Source organism: Candidatus Defluviilinea gracilis (genome assembly GCF_057138825.1).
In genome coordinates, this window is record NZ_DBNHEF010000056.1 from 1 (window position 1) to 16,011 (window position 16,011).

Here is a 16,011-nt window from a genome sequence, read left to right on the forward strand (position 1 = left end):
TTCGATCCACCCGCGGATCGCTCACTTTGCTAAAATGCTCGGCGATCGCCTCCAATGGCTTCTTTGTCATGGCTACCTCCTTCAAGATAGCCCTTTTTTACCTCAATTTAGATGCAATCGCCCTAGCTATACTCGTCGTTTTGATTGGTTTGTTTTGTTTTCTGCTTGTGCCGCTGGGCGGCATACAGGCGCAATATGCAAATGATTGTTCGTGTTTAGGTAACGGAAATTGCTCAGATTCGGGTCCGGGAGGTGGTTATTGTTTTACTGGCGAAGTATTGGCTTGCGGAAACCAGTGTCCGCCTGGGTATAAAAATGTGGAAATGATGTGCTCTAATGCTATACCACAAAGCTGTGGAGGCAAGTGTGTTTTGGAACAAAGTTGTGTGACGGGATTTTGTCAGGGAGGGACATGTACGGACGTAGATGGGGATTTTTTGTGCGGGTCCGGAGGATGTGGCCCATGCTCCAGATTTGTGCGGGAGACTATATGCGGTGTTCCGGGCAGTCAGTGTCAAGTGTGGTGTTCTGCTGACGAAACCTGCGGCGCGGGGTGCGGTGGCGGCGGGGGGACAATAGACGATGGAAAACAGACCATAGACGATGGTCAATGACCTTTGGTCAACCGCCTCGCCTCCAACATCCTCAACCACTCCAACGGCTTTTCCCACCTCACGCGCGGATTGACATTGAACAAGTTATCAGGGCGATCCCATTTCGGTCCCGGCGGACCCGACTCATCGCTCAACGCGCTTTTCACTCCCCATAGTCCTTTGTAGTTCATCCAATCCGGTTCGGGATTCAACACCGCGCGCCGCCATTCTTTTACAGTTGGGCGAGTCGTTTTACGGTCCGACATGACGCGCTTGAGATAACTGGTGGATTTGACCACAGGCTCGCGCAAGTTTTCGCCTTGATAGCCGATGCGGAATCCATCGCCCGAAGCGATCTCCATTGGCAGGCTGACCACGTAATGATCCGCTTCATCGCGCATGGAAATGAAGGCGTCTTCGGCAAGGATTTTCGTGTGGGAGGCGATCAACTCTTTGAGCGCGATCTGACGCGCTTTTTGGCTGGGGTTGAAGAGCAGGAAGAGGTAGTGGATCAAGCCGTCCGTCCAATAAAGGAAGCGTTGCGCGCGTCCCGCTTCGTATAAATTTGAAGAACGGATCACCTCAGGCTTGCTGTAGTTGGCATGCGATCCCAACGCCACGTAGACGACGGGATGGGTCGTGTCCTTGTCGTTTTTATCCTTTGCTTTGATGACCTTTTCCCACAATTCGATGTTGCCCGCGCCGTGTTGCGAATATAAAACGGCATAGGGCGAATCGTTTTTGAGGTAGACCGCCGTCATCTCCCAATCGCCCTCGTGATGATTGATCCCGTTCGCGGCGAGACGCCAATCGTTGAACGCGTAGAAAAAATGATATTGTAGGATCGTCCAGTTGTTCCCCTCCGCATCCTGCTCGCGCGCGACGCGACCGTAATACACAGGCTGTTGATCCTTCTCCAAAATTTTTGCATACTCGAAATACGATTTGCGCGCGATGGTCTCAGTGGCGAGCGAGAGCATGTCCATGATGAGACCGGGTCCCTCAGGAAGAATGTGATCGAAGATGAATTTCATCGTGCGGATGGAAAGATAGAAGAGCAGGATCAAATAGATAGGCAACAGCACGAGATATTCAACCGCGACGCTCATGTATTCGCTGGGGTGAAGAAAAAACCAGATCGGCGCGACCATCAGCGCGGTGAAAAGCAACACAGCGAACGCGGCGGGGATGATGCGCCATCGGATGGTTGAAGCCAGCATGAAAAGGATCAACGCGGCGATCAGCGCGAGCGCGAACGCAATTTCCACGCCCGCCCAACCGAAGAAATAATATCCCGCGCCCATTGCAAGAGCCGATGAAACTCCCAGCCATACCCACGCATCGGAGTCGTAAAGCGGCTCATTGATGAAGCGCAAAAAATATTGTCCGCCTTCGAGTTTGCCGATAAACGTTGCAAGCGGTTCATTTAAATGGAAGAGCAACCCCGCCGCGCCGAGCGGTCCGCTGGGCAGGATGCTGCAACGTTCAAGATAATGCTCCACCGCCATCGGGAAAAATCGTTCGCTCTTTGCGAAACGCAAAACAGGTTCGTATGTTTCGAGGAGATCGTGGTCGTTCATTTTGGCAGGCTCTCTGCGCCGTCCTCGGCGCAGGATAAATTTAAAAAACGCCGCCGGGGACGGCGGCTTGAGCAAACTTGTTATTGAAAATACTGCAACGCGATCCTCAGACGTTCTTCCGCGTCTTTGCTCGCGTCTTTCGGGATGGATTGAATGGCAGACTGCGCCTCGACAACGGAATAGCCCAACGCAGTCAGCGCGGCGAGGACTTCCGAATCCGCGTCGGACATCAGGGCAACCTGCTTCAAGCCATCGAGCGGTTTCAACTTGTCTTTGAGATGAAGAGCCATCTTCTGCGCGGTCTTTTTGCCCACCCCCGGCACGCGACTCAACAACTCGGCTTCATCGGCGAAGATCGCGCGTTGGATCGCATCGAGAGTCATCGTTGACAAAACGGACAACGCGACCTTGGGACCAACCCCGTCCACGCCGAGAAGCATGTTGAACAAATCCCTGTCGGCTTGCGATTCGAATCCGTACAACGTCAACGCGTCTTCGCGAACGACAAGATGCGTGAACAAGTACGCCGTCTCGCCAGTCTTGACGCGCATCCGCAACGGCGCGGGGACAAAGACACGCAACCCCACGCCCCCCACTTCGACGATGAGGGATGTCTCTTCGATTTGCGCTATTTCTCCACGGAGGGTTGAGATCATGGGGCTAATTTAACCACAGATGAACACAGATGTACACAGATGGGTTGATAAACGAGTTGAATTAAGGCTGTGGAGTCTTCCAATAGACGGAGGGGAGAAGCCGCTTGATTTCGATCTTCGATCTGCCAAAGTTGATAAGCAAACAGACGTCTGCTCCCGTTGCCCGCAGGTAGTTCAAGGCTTGGGCGGTATGCTCTTGCGTTAACATAGATACAGCCTTCAATTCGACCAGAACTCTTTTCTCAACAAATAAGTCGGCAAAGAACTCACCTACGACAACTCCGTCAAACATGACTTTAATTGGAAATTGTTGCTCAACCCCCAATCCTGTTTTTCGCGTTGCACGCACCAAAGCATTCTCATAAACTTTTTCAACAAAGCCTATGCCAAGCGTATTGCTGACCTCATACGCGCAACCTATGATTCTTGCGGTAATTTCATTCACTTCTTGTGGAGGCATCACAATCTCCTTTCATCCAAACCCAATTGTTCATCCGCGTTCATCTGTGGTGAATTAATATCTCTTCGTATTCAAATGCGTGATGGCAATTGCCAGCGCGTCGGCGGCGTCATCGGGTTTGGGGATGGAGTCGAGTTGCAAGAGAGCGCGTACCATTTCTTGCACTTGTCGCTTCTCCGCAGAGCCGTATCCTGCGACGGCTTGTTTCACTTCTTTGGGAGTGTATTCAAAAATTTCGATCCCCGCTTGTTCGAGCGCGAGTAACACAACTCCGCGCGCCTGACCGACGGCGATGCCAGTCGTCACGTTACGGGCAAAGAATAATTTTTCTACGGCAGAGGTATCGGGCTTGTGTTGTTTGATGATTTTTCGCAGGTTGGTATACAACATCTCCAGCCGGGCAGACGGGGTTGCGTCTTTGGGGGTGGTGATAATGCCGAAGGAAACTGCGACCAGTTCCCCGTCGGGCATGAGGCGCGCGAGTCCGTATCCAGTGGTGGCGGTGCCGGGGTCAATTCCAAGTGCGAGGGTCATTATAAAAGTAACGCCGACTTAAGTCGGCGCTACAAAAAAATCAAGCGGCTTCGAGCGCGGCGAGGGCTTCGTCTGAAATTTTGACGTTGTGGAAAACGTCTTGCACGTCGTCGAGTTCCTCGATGGTCTCGACCATCTTCATGAACTTCAACGTGGCTTCCACATCGAGTTCCACTTCCTGTTTGGCGACCATGCGCAAGCCCGATTCGTCCGGCTGGACTTTGGCTTGATGCAATGCGTCGGCGATGGTTTTGAACGATTCGACGGGCGAATAAATTTCGATGGTATCGCCGCCGTCGATGACATCGTCTGCGCCCGCGTTGACGCCCAACTCGAAGGCTTTGTCGAACGATAACTGACTGGCGGGAAATTCAAAATAGGCTTTGCGATCGAATTGCCATGCCACCGCGCCGGGCTCTGCCATGTTGCCGCCCGATTTGCTAAACGCGTGGCGCATATCGGGGACGGTGCGATTGCGATTATCGGTGACGCAAGTGACCATCAACGCCGAGCCGTGCGGACCGTAGCCCTCGAAAGTGACCTCTTCAAAGACGGCTCCGTCTTTGTCTTCGCCCGAACCTTTTTTGATGGCGCGTTCGATATTATCTTTGGGCATGTTTTCAGCGCGGGCTTTATCCACTGCCAGCCTGAGGCGGAAGTTAGAATCGGGATCGCCGCCTTCGCGCGCCGCGATGGAAATTTCTCTGGCGAGCCGCGTGAAGATCGCGCCTCGTTTGGCGTCTGCCGCGCCCTTTTTGCGTTTGATGGTAGACCACTTGGAATGACCGGACATGTCTTGTCTTGCTCCTTGCTGTAAACCCACTGTTCAGTGGAAAATTTGTGTTTTCAAAATTATATCACTCACCTTACGCAGAACGTCCCGAAGGTTTCCTTGAAATAGGGCAATCTCACCGATTCCCTTACACTTTCAAAATTGGGACGCTGATTCACGCTGAAAACGCGGATTTTTTTCCTTAGGAGTAGCGGACAAAATCCTCATTCTGCGTAAGTCCTGATCCGGTTACTTTTCCTTCAACGCATTATGCACGGCATCGAGCGACTGCAACGCGGTGAGGTTGCGCCAGGGCCAGGCATTTTCCATGCGCTTCGGGTCGTCGAAAAAGTTGCGCGCAAACGTGAGATGGAAGCGGTCATCGCTCAATCCCTGATCGGGCAGAGGCTGAACCGCCGCCCAATAATTCCACAAGGGAATCTCGTATTCGTAGGCGAGTTGGGCGATGGCGTTATTGATGGCGTGATCGCCTTCGAGGTTATCGGCTTTGGTGGCGATGATCGGCACCGCGCCGAACTCGATGATGCGGTCCAACACTTTGCGCATGTATTTGTCGTATTCCTCGGCGGGTTTTTGCGACCACCATGTTTCCATGCTGACGAAGACGATGGACGGTTTCCACGTCCGCAATTCGCAATCGAGCGGGGATTCTCCAGCTTTGCAAGACTTGGGGTCGGCGCGCAACGGCGAGATGACTGCCGCGGCGTTGAACCCTCCCTTCACCGCCAGGCTCACGCGCGAGAATGAACCCTGATAATACTCGATCGTCGGCTGGAGGTAGGCGTACTCGCTCCCGAGGCTGTACTCGTTCGGGTTGTCGAACGCGGAGAGAAAATACGATGAAACATTCTGGCAATCGCCGATGATGGCGAAGCGGGCGGGGTCGTTGCCGTTTTCGATTCCGCGTTGATAGACGGCGCGCATCGCATCGCTGACTCCCATGGGGACGACCGGCAGATCCATGAACGCGTCTTTCTCCAGGGGAGGCATGGGTGTGCCAGTGGCGGCGGGAGTCGCCGGGGGGGCGGTCACAGCCGCCACCGTGGGAGCAACCTCACTGGGAGGTTGAAGCGGGGCATCCGTCGCGGTAACACGCTCAGCGGGAGTCCCTCTGCCAGACGAACAGGCGGCGAGGAGCGAAGTCAACAAGAGTGTGAAAAGCAGTTTTTGTTTCATTGATTCCTATTTGCAAAAATTTTGAATGGATGCGCCGATCTTTTCGGCAAGCATCGATTCGCCAAAGGGCGTGAGGTGCACGCCGCTGTTGGTGAATTCGGTCATTGGGACGAGGTCCCACAGGTCTATGTAGGGATAGCCTTGCGCGGAGGCGTGTTCGGCGAGCGCGGCGCGGTACTCGTCGAATGCCCAGCGCGGGTAGAAAAAATTATAGCGGATGTCTGAGTTGACGCCGTTGCTGATGAGGATCGGTTCGTTCACGAGGAGGGTCGGCGCGCCGGCGGCGTTCATGCCGGCGTCGAGGATTTCGAACGAAAGTTTGCCCTGTAATGTTTCAGCGGGTTTGATGCCGTGGAATTCATCGTCCTTTTCGTAATCAAGTTGCGCGGGTTCGTAGGATTCGGGGTAGAACTGATCCACGCCAGTGGATGCCCACATCGCGCCGTACAGTTGCAAGCGGATGAGATCCGCAATCTCTTTGCGGCGGTTAATCAGCGTTTGGTCCCACACGGTGGGGTGGTTCAGCGCCGGGTCGTTGGGATCGAGATGCAATTGGTATTTGGCGATTAATTTTTTCACGCGTCCGGGGCTGTTGGCAACGAGCGGCGCGGTGAGTTGTTTCTCTTGCGGGAACGATTCCAGCGTTGTGAGCCAGACGACCATGTCGGGTTGATATTGCAATGCCTCGTCGAGGATCATCAGCTCTTGCAAGAGCGAGATGTATGGATAGCCGAGGTTGTAGGCATGGAGGGTCTTTCCGCAGGCTGAGATATTTTGTGAGTTCAACTGTCCCGCGAGGTTTTGTTCGGGGGTGAGCAACGTGCCCCACACGGATGAGTCGCCGATGAGCAGGACGCGGAATTCGTCGTCCGCTTTGGGTGTGCCGGCGAGAACATGCGCGGCAAACATGGCATCGAGATTGAACAGGCTGAGGTTGTATCCGCGTTGGTTTTCGCCGAAGGGAAAACGCTCGCGCCCTGGGAAGATTTTGTTGTAGAGCGAGAGTTTGCCGAGAGGAATGTTATTTGTAAAGATGAACGCAAAATTGAGCAACACAAAGAGGAGTGTTGTTTTGAGGAGGAGGGGGAAGAGGCGAGGGGTAGGCATAAGAGCAAATCGGCAAAAGAGCAAGTCGGCAAATTAGTAAATTAGTAAAAGAGCAAGCGATCGGTAACCAGAAATCGGTGGGTGGTTAGGTGAACCCAAATAGTTTCATTAGCACGCGGAATGATAACTCGGGCGAACTCAGCGCGAAGAAGACCCAGCCGAGCGCGACGAAGTGGAAGGCGAGCAAGACGCCGCCGATATGCAAGGCTGTTTGCATGCGCGGATTAGTAACCGCAATACGAGTCTTTGTGAAATCGCTCCAGCGGTTTTGGAGGAAGAGTCCAAAACCGTGCCAGGCGCCCCAGAGCATGAAGTTCATGGTAACGCCGTGCCATAAGCCGATGATGAGCATCGTGGCAAGCTGACCGGCGAGGAGCATCGCCCATGTGGGCAGGGATTTGTAGCCGCGAATCCAGCGGTTGAAGGGGTTGAAAAAGTAGGCGCGAATCCATTGCGTCAAGGTAATATGCCACGAGTTCCAAAATTGCGCGAGGTTGGGTTTGGTATACGGCGAGGTGAAGTTTTCAGGGAGTTTGACGCCCGCGAGACGCGCAACGCCAATGGCAATATCGGTGTAGCCGCTGAAATCGAAATAGATCTGGAAGGCATAGGCGTAGAGGTGGAACCACAGCCAGCCTGTTGTGTGAGCTTGCGCCGCGAGCGCGTCGTTGAGCGCCAGTAACGCCAGCGTGTCGGCGATGACGAATTTTTTGAACAAACCAGCCACGATCCGTTGACCCGCCAGCAAAGTTTCATCTTGTGTGAGGCGAAATTCCGCGCGCAGGTCTCCGGCGAACCGTTCGGCGCGGTCGATGGGACCGGCGGACAACGAGGGGAAGAAAACGACGTAGGTTGCAAACTCCGGTAGTGACAGTTCGGGCAGGCGTCCCGTTTGTTTATCGCGCAAAACATGGATGAGACGGAAAGAAATGTATGAAAACCCGAGCCAGCGCAAGTCCAACGCGGAGGCAGTGTCGAGGGGGCGGTTGGTCAACGCGCGGAAGAAGATGCTGGCTTGAAGAGAGAGAAACGGGGATTTGAGAATTAGGAGAAGTATGATGAGCGAGATAATTGCGAGAGAGAAGGTGAAGGCAAGTCGACGCGAGAGAATTGTTGATGTCGCAACGGCAAATGCGGCAACCACAAAAAAGCCGATAACAATGATGAGTCTCGGCGCAGTCGTTGTTGTAAGGATAGGGTTGGGGAAAATGTACCGCGTGAGGTCGACGAGGACGATCATGCCGATGAGGACGGCAAGCCCGATAAGGTTCTGGCGAGATTTCCACGCGCCGGCAGTGGAGGTGATGAACCAAACGATTACGACAAGGAAAATCGAAAGCGAGGGAATCCAAAAGTCGAAGGAACGGAGCGGCACGGCGGGCTGGAACCAAAAGAGGGCGAGCGCGCTGAGGGCGAGGAGAAAATATCCACGCGCCGCGCCGCGCGCCCACAGGCCGACCAGCAACGCGGTCAGGATCGAAGCGCCGATCTGTGTCAGTCCCATAAAGAAAAGTCGTCCCGCAGGTTAAATAGTCGCATCATCATCCGCGCAGAATCCTGCGGGATGTTCTTAACTCACCTTGCGCAATAGCCACGGAGTCGCAGAGACATTGAGAAAATCCCTTTATTGTTTCTCCGCGACTCCGCGTTTCTATGGTTGGATTACGTACCATCAGTTCTTGAGTCTATTGCTTGCCGCAGACCAGCCACTCGCCGCTTTCTTCCACGACTTGATAGGTGACGAGCGAAAGGTCAAGGTTCTGGTCTTCGTTGTTGTAGGTGAGCACGATACTGCCGGCGCAATCCACGAGGGCGAAGTTGCCGTCGGTTCCCGTTTGCGAACAGGCCGCGTTCTCGAGCCGCGCGTTAACCGCTTGCAGTGAGTCGAGTTCGATGAGCGCGTCCTCCTCCCAGTCGCCGCAGACGAGCGTGGGAAGACGAGCCGCGTCTTTGGCGACGAGCGCGTTCAGGTAATTTTCAACCGCCTTTGCGGGCGCGTCGGAGGCGGATGGAGCGCAGGCAGTGAGCAGGATGTTGGCAAGCAACAGAGTGAATAAAATTTTTCGCACAGAGACTCCTTTGGAATTTGTGGCGGGATTATAAAACAGGAGGGATGAATGATGAAGGACAATTGATGAAAAAGCGATGAGTGAACCGATGGTGAGAGCCGGAAAGTTTAGCCTCGAAAAAAGTAGAGGATGGAAATGCACACGCCAATGACGATGACCATCCCCTTCAATACGGAGGGCTTGACGCGACCAGCCAGCCTGCCGCCGATCATCCCACCCAGCAACGCTCCGACCGCCATGACAATTGCCACAGTCCATGCGACTTTTCCCGAGAACAGGAAGAAGACCGCCGCCGCCACGTTGACGATGAACGATACCGCCTGCTTCAACGCGTTCAACCGCGTGAGCGTGTCATTGACGGTCAGTCCCAGCGCTGAAAGGAGCATCACACCCAGCCCAGCCCCGAAATACCCGCCATAGACCGAAGCCAGCCCTACCGGAAGCCATGTGAACGATTCGAGCGAACCATGCGATGCGCCCAGTCGACGCGTGAGCCATGCCCGGATCGGGTCCTGCGCGGCAAGCAAGCCCGACGCCAGCAGAATCAAAAATGGGACGAGGTCGCTGAACAACTTTTCACCGGTCTGCAACAACAAAAATCCGCCCAGCACGCCGCCAAAGATTCCGGCGGGTAAGACCAACCACAGACGTTTCCCCTGCCCGCGCAGGTCGTTGCGTTGGGCAAACGCCCCGCCGAAATAGCCGGGACACAGCGCGACGGTGTTCGTCACATTGGCAGTGACGGGCGGGATTCCCAAAAAGACAAGCATGGGAAAGGTGATGAGCGTCCCGCCGCCGGCGAGAGCGTTGACCGCGCCGGCGACTATGGCGGCAAGGAAGGCAAGGAGGAGCATGAGGTTGAGTATAGCATTGAGAGGGTCGCTTGTTGGTAGAGGGGAGGTGTTGTATACTCGATTCAAGTTTAATCACGAGAATTGAAAATGTCTGAGCCGCTACGCCTTCAAGGATTTATCAAAGATATGAGTTATCAAGCCCATTTAGCAAGCGGCTTGATAGAGTACGGCTTTAATGATTTTGACGTGAATAAAGCCAAATCCTTTGGAATCATTAATCATCCCAATGGACAAGTTGCCTACTCCAAATGGACTTCGCCCAAGCGCACAAGAACCTATCCTTTTGCGCGATTGTACAACACGTACAACTCACAGAAAATTGTGACAATTATTCCAGTTATGAAGGATGAGGGGCTGGATGGGGACTTAGACAAAATTCAATATTCCACCATTTCGTGGATGAATTTATTGAATGTGTATATTGTTTTAGCATATTACGAGAACGCCGAGAAAAATCGTAGTTCAACGCAAAAGAACAGGGATAAATTAACCAGTCAGAAGTTAAATGCCAAATCTGTCAAAGACCAACTTAAGGCAATAATTTCGTACAAACAAAGCGCCTTGCACTGGAATCGGACTTTGTTTGAAAACCGTTTTGTAGAAATCTATGAAAAAGCCATTACCTCGTATGAGATTATTTCATCTAAAACAAAAGTTAAAGTCCATCCTGGCAGAATAAAGCTTCAGTACCTTGAATCTGTAAGACAAGATTATCGCCGTTTCAGGGATATTTCCTTGAAGGGTTCTCAAGGGGCCGCGCTTCGAGAATCTAAAACAGAACACAACCTGGAATATTTAGAAGACGGTGGAAAAAGTGTCTTCTTGATCGAAAATTACCTTGGCGGCGTATATCATCTTACGGCTGATGAAGTTTTACGCGGTAGGAGTGGGTATATTATTCAAGAGTCAAAAAATTCCACAAAGAAGTTTTTGCCGTCAATTTCCGATATCAAAGATGGGTTGTTCAAACTGATATTGTTTGCCAACCTTCATTCGTTAAAAGTGCGGGGACGTAAGGTCAGGTTTTCAGCGCGTTTAAAGTTGACAGGAAACAAAGTAAAAGGCAATATCCAGTTTCCCTGCCGAAAAGTGGAATTTTATAATTTTGTCAAATTGAACAAGGTCTCAAGAGCATATCAAGAAATTCTAAACAAACTAAATCTAGAAGCAACCAATAACAAAAATCTCACCATTGAAATTAGAGGCAACAATGGCTGAGATAAAAACTCCCCTGCGCTATCCCGGCGGAAAATCACGGGCAATCAAGCAGATGAAACATCTTCTGCCGAAAGAGTTTGATGAATACCGCGAGCCCTTCGTGGGCGGCGGCTCATTTTTCATATACCTAAAGCAGAAAAAACCTGATCTGAAGATCTGGATAAACGATCTAAACCCAGAACTTTATTTTTTCTGGAAATACGCCCAAGCCGATTCAGAAAAACTGTCATGTGGAATATTAAAGGTTAGGAAGGAAAGGCGCAATGGGCAGGAATTGTTCGATGAATTGCTTCAAGTTGACGTCAAAACTCTAACCGAGTTTGAGCGCGCCATTCGTTTCTTTGTACTAAACCGCATCACATTTTCTGGCGTTGTTGAATCTGGCGGATTTTCGCAACTTGCGTTTGAAAGCAGGTTTACTGAATCTTCCATCGAACGAGTCGCAAAAATGGGGCAACTCTTGGATGGAGTGAAAATTACCCATTTGGATTATCGGGAACTCTTGAAAGATGGAGATAAGGAAGTGTTCACCTTCCTTGATCCGCCTTATTTCAAAGCAACCAAATCGCGGTTATATGGAAAAAATGGAATTCTTCATACCGAATTTAACCACGATGATTTTGCGCGGGGGGTAAAAGCGTGCAAACATTCATGGTTGATTACTTATGATGACTCGTCTGAAATTAGAAACAACTTTTCGTTTGCCAATATTTACGAGTGGGAATTGCAGTACGGGATGAACAATTACAAACAAGGAAAGGCTGAGAAGGGTAATGAGCTTTTTATTTCAAATTACGAACTTCCTCGACTATCCGAAAAAACAAGAAAGAAAACTCGCTCCGAAATGCAGTTGTCTTTGCTTTAAAAATTCAATTGTTAGTTTTTGGCGCGATCTGATAAGCAACAAAGATTTATTTTTGAACTCTCTCCCGCACAAGTGTGCCGCTAAGGGTCTGTAAATTAATAACTTCCCGTGTTTTTGTTCGCGAGCAGTTGTACTGCGAGCGGGATGCACGATTTGCCAAGCAAATCGAACTGCATCTCAACAAGGAATTTATATTTTTACGAACCCTAAGTGCCGCCACAAAGAACGAACAGAATGCCTTTTTCACTTGGCGACCGTAGCGCGCATTGCGGTCAATACCCTTACATGTATGGTAAAGAATCTAAACATAAAAAGCCTGAGGGGTTTTTGACAGCCTCCAACCCTTGCATTTGCCCATCAAAACTGCTATAGATGGGCAGATCAAGGAGATGAATGTGTCCACCTCTCAGCCGCCATCATATCAAACCTACTTCATCGACCTGCCCCTCTCGCGCCTGCACGTGTTGGAAGTGGGCGAAGGCGAACCACTCATCATGGTGCCCGCCACTATTTCAGAATGGGAAGACTGGCTCACCCTCGTCCAATTCATGGGGCAATGGTTCAAGGTCTATTTTTTCGAACTGCCCGGGCACGCGCAATCCTCGCCGTTCACAGGATCGTTTTCCAGCGCGCGGGTCGCCGAACTGGTGGAACAACTCGCCGACAAACTCGGATACGAACGCTTCAACTTGATGGGGTTTTCCTTCGGCGGCATCCTCGCCATGCGCGCCTTCAAACGCCTCTCCGCGCGCATCGACCGCCTGATCCTCATCGCCCCCTGCCTCGGGTGGAGGGCGCTTCCCTATTCGAAAACGCGGCTGACCATGTTGTATCACGTCATCCAGCAGTTCAAACGGCGCTGGGTACAGACCTTCTTCGTGAAGTTCGTGCGCAACCCCCGTACGCTCTCGATCGCCATTGCGTTTGTGCGCGCCATCGGCAAACTTGAAAACACCATCCCGCTCAAGAGAAAACTTCCGCGCACCACCACCACCACGTTCGATATTCTCTCCTCGCAGATCACCGAAATTTTAACGATGGAGTTCGACCCGCCTTCGGAAAAACACACAACGCCGTGTTACTTCGCCATGTCCATTTACGATCCGCTCCTGCGCTTCGATGCCACGCTGAGCATTGCCGAAACCCATTTTGCGGATATGAACGTCGTGAGACTCACCTACCCCTTCCACCAGCCGCCGCGTCCCTTTACCTTCGAAGAGTTGAATGAAGGATTCTACGGAACGGTCAACGCGTTCATGCGGGCGCGCGCATAATTCAAACCATGTCGTTACAAAAAATCATTCTTTATTCGTCGATCGCGTTATCGCTGATTCTATTGTGGGTCTATCGCCTGCCCATCATCGACTCTCTGCGCTGGTTCAGCAACCTGAACGCGGTGATCGAATCGATTCGCGGATACGGCTATTGGGGACCCGCCGTGCTATTCCTTCTTTTCATCCTCCAGGCGTTCATCGCCTTCATCCCCGGTCAGGCATTGATGATCGCCAGCGGCTACATCTACGGCTTCATCGGCGGCATCCTCATCACATGGACCAGCCTCGTGCTGGGCGGACAGATCGCGTTCTGGCTCTCTCGCAAATTTGGACGCCCCTTCGCCGAAAAATGGATCGCCCCAGCCACCCTCGACCGCTGGGATAAAAGCGCGGCGGGCCAGGGCGTGGCGTTCTACGTCATCACCCTCGTCATGCCGTTGATACCGAACGACGCAATGTGTTACGTGGCGGGTCTCGGCAACATGGAGCCGCGGCGCTTCCTACTGGCAAACATGCTGGGGCGCGGAATCGCCAGCATTCTCACGGTCACTGTCGGCGCGTACGTCAACCAGATTCCCGCGCTGATCTGGATCTTCCTCGCCGGGTTTATCCTTTTGGGAGTGGCGGGCTGGTTCGTGGCGCGACGCTACCAAAGGGCGAACCAGCCGTAAGTGAAGGATTGAACCGCGCCGGCGCGGAATCGCTATGAGAATCGCGTACATCACCCAATCCTACCCCCCCATGATCAGCGGCGCTTCGATCGTCGTCGAACAGCTTGCCAAAGGCATGGCGGAGCGCGAGCATCAAGTGCTGGTCATCGCGGCAAGCGATAAAAATCATCCCTATATATCCACCCAAAAAAATCTGACCGTCCAACGGCTAAGATCAATGCACCACCCCTTGCGAGTGGGTCAACGCTTCCTCGTGTATCCGCGCGCCTCCATTTTAAAAGCGCTCGAAAAATTTCGGCCGGATATTATCCACTCTCACGAGCCAATTCTTTGCTGGGTTGGTTTCGAATACGCCCAACGGGCGCACATCCCAACCACCTTCACCGTCCACATGCTGCCGTGGTACGTGACCGCCGTGCTCACCGATCGCGGCGGGCTGGATAAAGCCGTGGAAAAAGCGGGCTGGAAATACCTGGATATCCTCGCGCGCAAATCCACTTCGATCATTACCACCACCAAAACCGTTTCGGATATCGTGACCGGCGCCATGAGCATCGACTCGGAAACCATCCCGTGCGGAATTGACACGCGCCTGTTTCGCCCGCCTCTTTCCGACGGGGAAACTGCCGCCGCCAAGCGGAGACTGAATCTCCCCTTCGGCGTTCCCCTCATCCTGCACGTGGGGCGGCTTGACCCGGAAAAAATGGTCGAGCGCGTCATTCATGCCGCGGCGGAAGTGATGGACGTCTCGCCCGCGCATTTGGTGATCGTAGGAGATGGAAAAGAAAAGGAAAAACTTGTCAGCCTTGCCAACTCGCTAGGGATACAGAACCGCGTCCACTTTACCGGTTACATTTCAATGGATGACGGCCTGCCCGCGGTCTATCGCATGGCGAACGTGTTCGTGATGGCGTCGGAAGTCGAATCGCAGGGGCTGGTGCTCCTCGAAGCCGCGGCAAGCGGACTGCCCCTCGCGGCATTCGAAGCCACCTCCATTCCCGAAGTGGTGCATCACAACCGCAACGGGTATCTCGTTAAACCCGGTGACGTCCATGCCATGGCAGATGCCATCTCGCAGATCGTCGACTCGCCCGCGCTGGCAAAACAAATGGGCGAGGAAAGCCGCCGTCTCGCCGAACACTACGACCACGAGCGCGCGCAACTTCTGCATGAACAGTATTACAGAAAATTGATCAAGCAACAGTCGCTGGAAAAACGCGAAAAACCTTCTTCATGGAAACGCGTTAAAGTGTGGATGGGTCTCGGGGAATGATTGCATATATAGCAGTTCAAGCGCGTTGGCGTAAAACTCTGCCTGTGCTTGCAAATCTTTTATCCGAAGTTCAAGCCATGAAATATTCATGCTCACACATACTTCGACTATGAGACTACTCGACTACTCGACTAACAGACTAACAGACTAACAGACTACTCCTCCCTCATCCACCTCTTCACCGCGTCATGTGGATGTTCATACTTCGCCATCGCCTCCAACAATTTTACGGGGTCAGGGTCGCATGAGATCGAATTGCGATGTTCATTGAAGATGAAGCCTTCCTCCACCGCATGATCCATGGCGGCGAGCAGGGGCGCATAATAATTCCTCACGTTCAATAATCCCACAGGTTTTTGGTGCGCGCCGGTCTGCGCCCAGGTGATGGTCTCGAACAATTCATCGAACGTGCCGAATCCGCCGGGCAGGGCGATGTATCCCTCCGCGAGTTCGTGCATCCTTGCTTTGCGGGCGTGCATATCGGGTGGAACATCCATGCGGGTTAACCCGTCATGTGCAAGAGCCGGGTTGTTCATCGATGGGATGATGACGCCCACCGCTTCCCCGCCGGCAGAGAGCGCGCCGTCGGCTACCGCGCCCATCAAGCCGGTTTTGCCGCCACCGTAGACCAACCGAATCCCTCTGCCCGCGAGGAGAATGCCGAGGGAACGCGCGGCAGTAAAATAGTCGGAATGAACCGCATCCGAAGATCCGCAAAAAACGCAAATTGATTGCATATCATCCATCCTTTATCCAACCTTGCGAAGGTTGAGAACCTTCGCAAGGTTGACAACAAGAATTTTCAACCTTACATCATTGTATCAGCGTTGTAAATAAACTCTAATCTTTTTCCTACAACGACTCGTTGGGCTTTTTGGTAGAATACAT

Annotated in this window: 17 protein-coding genes; 6 read left to right on the plus strand and 11 right to left on the minus strand. The window is 52.6% G+C overall.

What is annotated here, in order from left to right:
- Positions 1–205 (plus strand): hypothetical protein (locus AC16KF_RS08610; RefSeq protein WP_484036900.1); only part of this gene is annotated, 205 nt, incomplete at its 5' end.
- A 402-nt stretch (positions 206–607) separates the two neighbouring features.
- Here AC16KF_RS08610 and AC16KF_RS08615 read toward each other — a convergent pair.
- From AC16KF_RS08615 to AC16KF_RS08660, 10 genes are all read right to left on the minus strand, one after another.
- Positions 608–2,173: a hypothetical protein gene (locus AC16KF_RS08615; protein WP_484036901.1), complete on the minus strand. Its 1,566-nt coding sequence runs from the start codon at positions 2,171–2,173 to the stop codon at positions 608–610.
- Between the two features lie 80 nt (positions 2,174–2,253).
- Complete coding sequence (gene ruvA / locus AC16KF_RS08620) at positions 2,254–2,829, minus strand: Holliday junction branch migration protein RuvA (RefSeq protein ID WP_484036902.1); 576 nt, start codon at positions 2,827–2,829, stop codon at positions 2,254–2,256.
- 61 nt (positions 2,830–2,890) lie between these two features.
- On the minus strand, positions 2,891–3,289 hold the full coding sequence (locus tag AC16KF_RS08625) for a GxxExxY protein (protein ID WP_484036903.1): 399 nt from the start codon (positions 3,287–3,289) through the stop codon (positions 2,891–2,893).
- Positions 3,290–3,343: 54 nt separating this feature from the next.
- Positions 3,344–3,823 carry a crossover junction endodeoxyribonuclease RuvC gene (gene ruvC, locus AC16KF_RS08630; RefSeq protein ID WP_484036904.1) on the minus strand — a complete coding sequence of 160 codons (480 nt, stop codon included), beginning with the start codon at positions 3,821–3,823 and terminating at the stop codon, positions 3,344–3,346.
- Positions 3,824–3,863: 40 nt separating this feature from the next.
- Positions 3,864–4,616, minus strand: a complete 753-nt coding sequence (locus tag AC16KF_RS08635; RefSeq protein WP_484036905.1) for a YebC/PmpR family DNA-binding transcriptional regulator — start codon at positions 4,614–4,616, stop codon at positions 3,864–3,866.
- 228 nt (positions 4,617–4,844) lie between these two features.
- A complete protein-coding gene (locus AC16KF_RS08640; protein WP_484036906.1) occupies positions 4,845–5,792 on the minus strand; it encodes a hypothetical protein in 948 nt (315 codons plus the stop codon).
- 6 nt (positions 5,793–5,798) lie between these two features.
- Positions 5,799–6,899 carry a hypothetical protein gene (locus tag AC16KF_RS08645; protein WP_484036907.1) on the minus strand — a complete coding sequence of 367 codons (1,101 nt, stop codon included), beginning with the start codon at positions 6,897–6,899 and terminating at the stop codon, positions 5,799–5,801.
- An 85-nt stretch (positions 6,900–6,984) separates the two neighbouring features.
- Positions 6,985–8,403, minus strand: a complete 1,419-nt coding sequence (locus AC16KF_RS08650; protein ID WP_484036908.1) for an MBOAT family O-acyltransferase — start codon at positions 8,401–8,403, stop codon at positions 6,985–6,987.
- Between the two features lie 181 nt (positions 8,404–8,584).
- Complete coding sequence (locus AC16KF_RS08655) at positions 8,585–8,968, minus strand: hypothetical protein (protein ID WP_484036909.1); 384 nt, start codon at positions 8,966–8,968, stop codon at positions 8,585–8,587.
- A 107-nt stretch (positions 8,969–9,075) separates the two neighbouring features.
- Entirely contained in the window at positions 9,076–9,822 is a 747-nt protein-coding gene (locus tag AC16KF_RS08660; protein WP_484036910.1) for a sulfite exporter TauE/SafE family protein, read from the minus strand.
- Positions 9,823–9,909: 87 nt separating this feature from the next.
- Here AC16KF_RS08660 and AC16KF_RS08665 point away from each other — a divergent pair, with 87 nt between their 5' ends.
- The 5 genes from AC16KF_RS08665 (at position 9,910) to AC16KF_RS08685 (ending at position 15,123) form a co-directional block, all read left to right on the plus strand.
- Complete coding sequence (locus AC16KF_RS08665) at positions 9,910–11,040, plus strand: hypothetical protein (protein WP_484036911.1); 1,131 nt, start codon at positions 9,910–9,912, stop codon at positions 11,038–11,040.
- Positions 11,033–11,905, plus strand: coding sequence for a DNA adenine methylase (locus AC16KF_RS08670; protein WP_484036912.1), 873 nt, complete (start codon positions 11,033–11,035; stop codon positions 11,903–11,905). The genes AC16KF_RS08665 and AC16KF_RS08670 overlap by 8 nt, the downstream gene beginning before the upstream one ends.
- Positions 11,906–12,300: 395 nt before the next feature.
- Positions 12,301–13,179, plus strand: a complete 879-nt coding sequence (locus AC16KF_RS08675; protein WP_484036913.1) for an alpha/beta fold hydrolase — start codon at positions 12,301–12,303, stop codon at positions 13,177–13,179.
- An 8-nt stretch (positions 13,180–13,187) separates the two neighbouring features.
- Positions 13,188–13,850, plus strand: coding sequence for a TVP38/TMEM64 family protein (locus AC16KF_RS08680; protein WP_484036914.1), 663 nt, complete (start codon positions 13,188–13,190; stop codon positions 13,848–13,850).
- Positions 13,851–13,884: 34 nt separating this feature from the next.
- On the plus strand, positions 13,885–15,123 hold the full coding sequence (locus AC16KF_RS08685) for a glycosyltransferase (protein WP_484036915.1): 1,239 nt from the start codon (positions 13,885–13,887) through the stop codon (positions 15,121–15,123).
- 155 nt (positions 15,124–15,278) lie between these two features.
- Here the strand turns inward: AC16KF_RS08685 and AC16KF_RS08690 are convergent, their stop codons facing one another.
- Positions 15,279–15,860: an LOG family protein gene (locus tag AC16KF_RS08690; RefSeq protein WP_484036916.1), complete on the minus strand. Its 582-nt coding sequence runs from the start codon at positions 15,858–15,860 to the stop codon at positions 15,279–15,281.
- Positions 15,861–16,011: the final 151 nt, after the last annotated feature.

What these genes read in the sequence shown, in the direction of transcription:
- AC16KF_RS08615 (WP_484036901.1), bottom strand. Translation starts at nt 2,173, where the DNA reads ATGAACGACCACGATCTCCTCGAAACATACGAACCTGTTTTGCGTTTC.
- ruvA (WP_484036902.1), bottom strand. Translation starts at nt 2,829, where the DNA reads ATGATCTCAACCCTCCGTGGAGAAATAGCGCAAATCGAAGAGACATCC.
- AC16KF_RS08625 (WP_484036903.1), bottom strand. Translation starts at nt 3,289, where the DNA reads ATGCCTCCACAAGAAGTGAATGAAATTACCGCAAGAATCATAGGTTGC.
- ruvC (WP_484036904.1), bottom strand. Translation starts at nt 3,823, where the DNA reads ATGACCCTCGCACTTGGAATTGACCCCGGCACCGCCACCACTGGATAC.
- AC16KF_RS08635 (WP_484036905.1), bottom strand. Translation starts at nt 4,616, where the DNA reads ATGTCCGGTCATTCCAAGTGGTCTACCATCAAACGCAAAAAGGGCGCG.
- AC16KF_RS08640 (WP_484036906.1), bottom strand. Translation starts at nt 5,792, where the DNA reads ATGAAACAAAAACTGCTTTTCACACTCTTGTTGACTTCGCTCCTCGCC.
- AC16KF_RS08645 (WP_484036907.1), bottom strand. Translation starts at nt 6,899, where the DNA reads ATGCCTACCCCTCGCCTCTTCCCCCTCCTCCTCAAAACAACACTCCTC.
- AC16KF_RS08650 (WP_484036908.1), bottom strand. Translation starts at nt 8,403, where the DNA reads ATGGGACTGACACAGATCGGCGCTTCGATCCTGACCGCGTTGCTGGTC.
- AC16KF_RS08660 (WP_484036910.1), bottom strand. Translation starts at nt 9,822, where the DNA reads ATGCTCCTCCTTGCCTTCCTTGCCGCCATAGTCGCCGGCGCGGTCAAC.
- AC16KF_RS08665 (WP_484036911.1), top strand. Translation starts at nt 9,910, where the DNA reads ATGTCTGAGCCGCTACGCCTTCAAGGATTTATCAAAGATATGAGTTAT.
- AC16KF_RS08670 (WP_484036912.1), top strand. Translation starts at nt 11,033, where the DNA reads ATGGCTGAGATAAAAACTCCCCTGCGCTATCCCGGCGGAAAATCACGG.
- AC16KF_RS08680 (WP_484036914.1), top strand. Translation starts at nt 13,188, where the DNA reads ATGTCGTTACAAAAAATCATTCTTTATTCGTCGATCGCGTTATCGCTG.
- AC16KF_RS08685 (WP_484036915.1), top strand. Translation starts at nt 13,885, where the DNA reads ATGAGAATCGCGTACATCACCCAATCCTACCCCCCCATGATCAGCGGC.
- AC16KF_RS08690 (WP_484036916.1), bottom strand. Translation starts at nt 15,860, where the DNA reads ATGCAATCAATTTGCGTTTTTTGCGGATCTTCGGATGCGGTTCATTCC.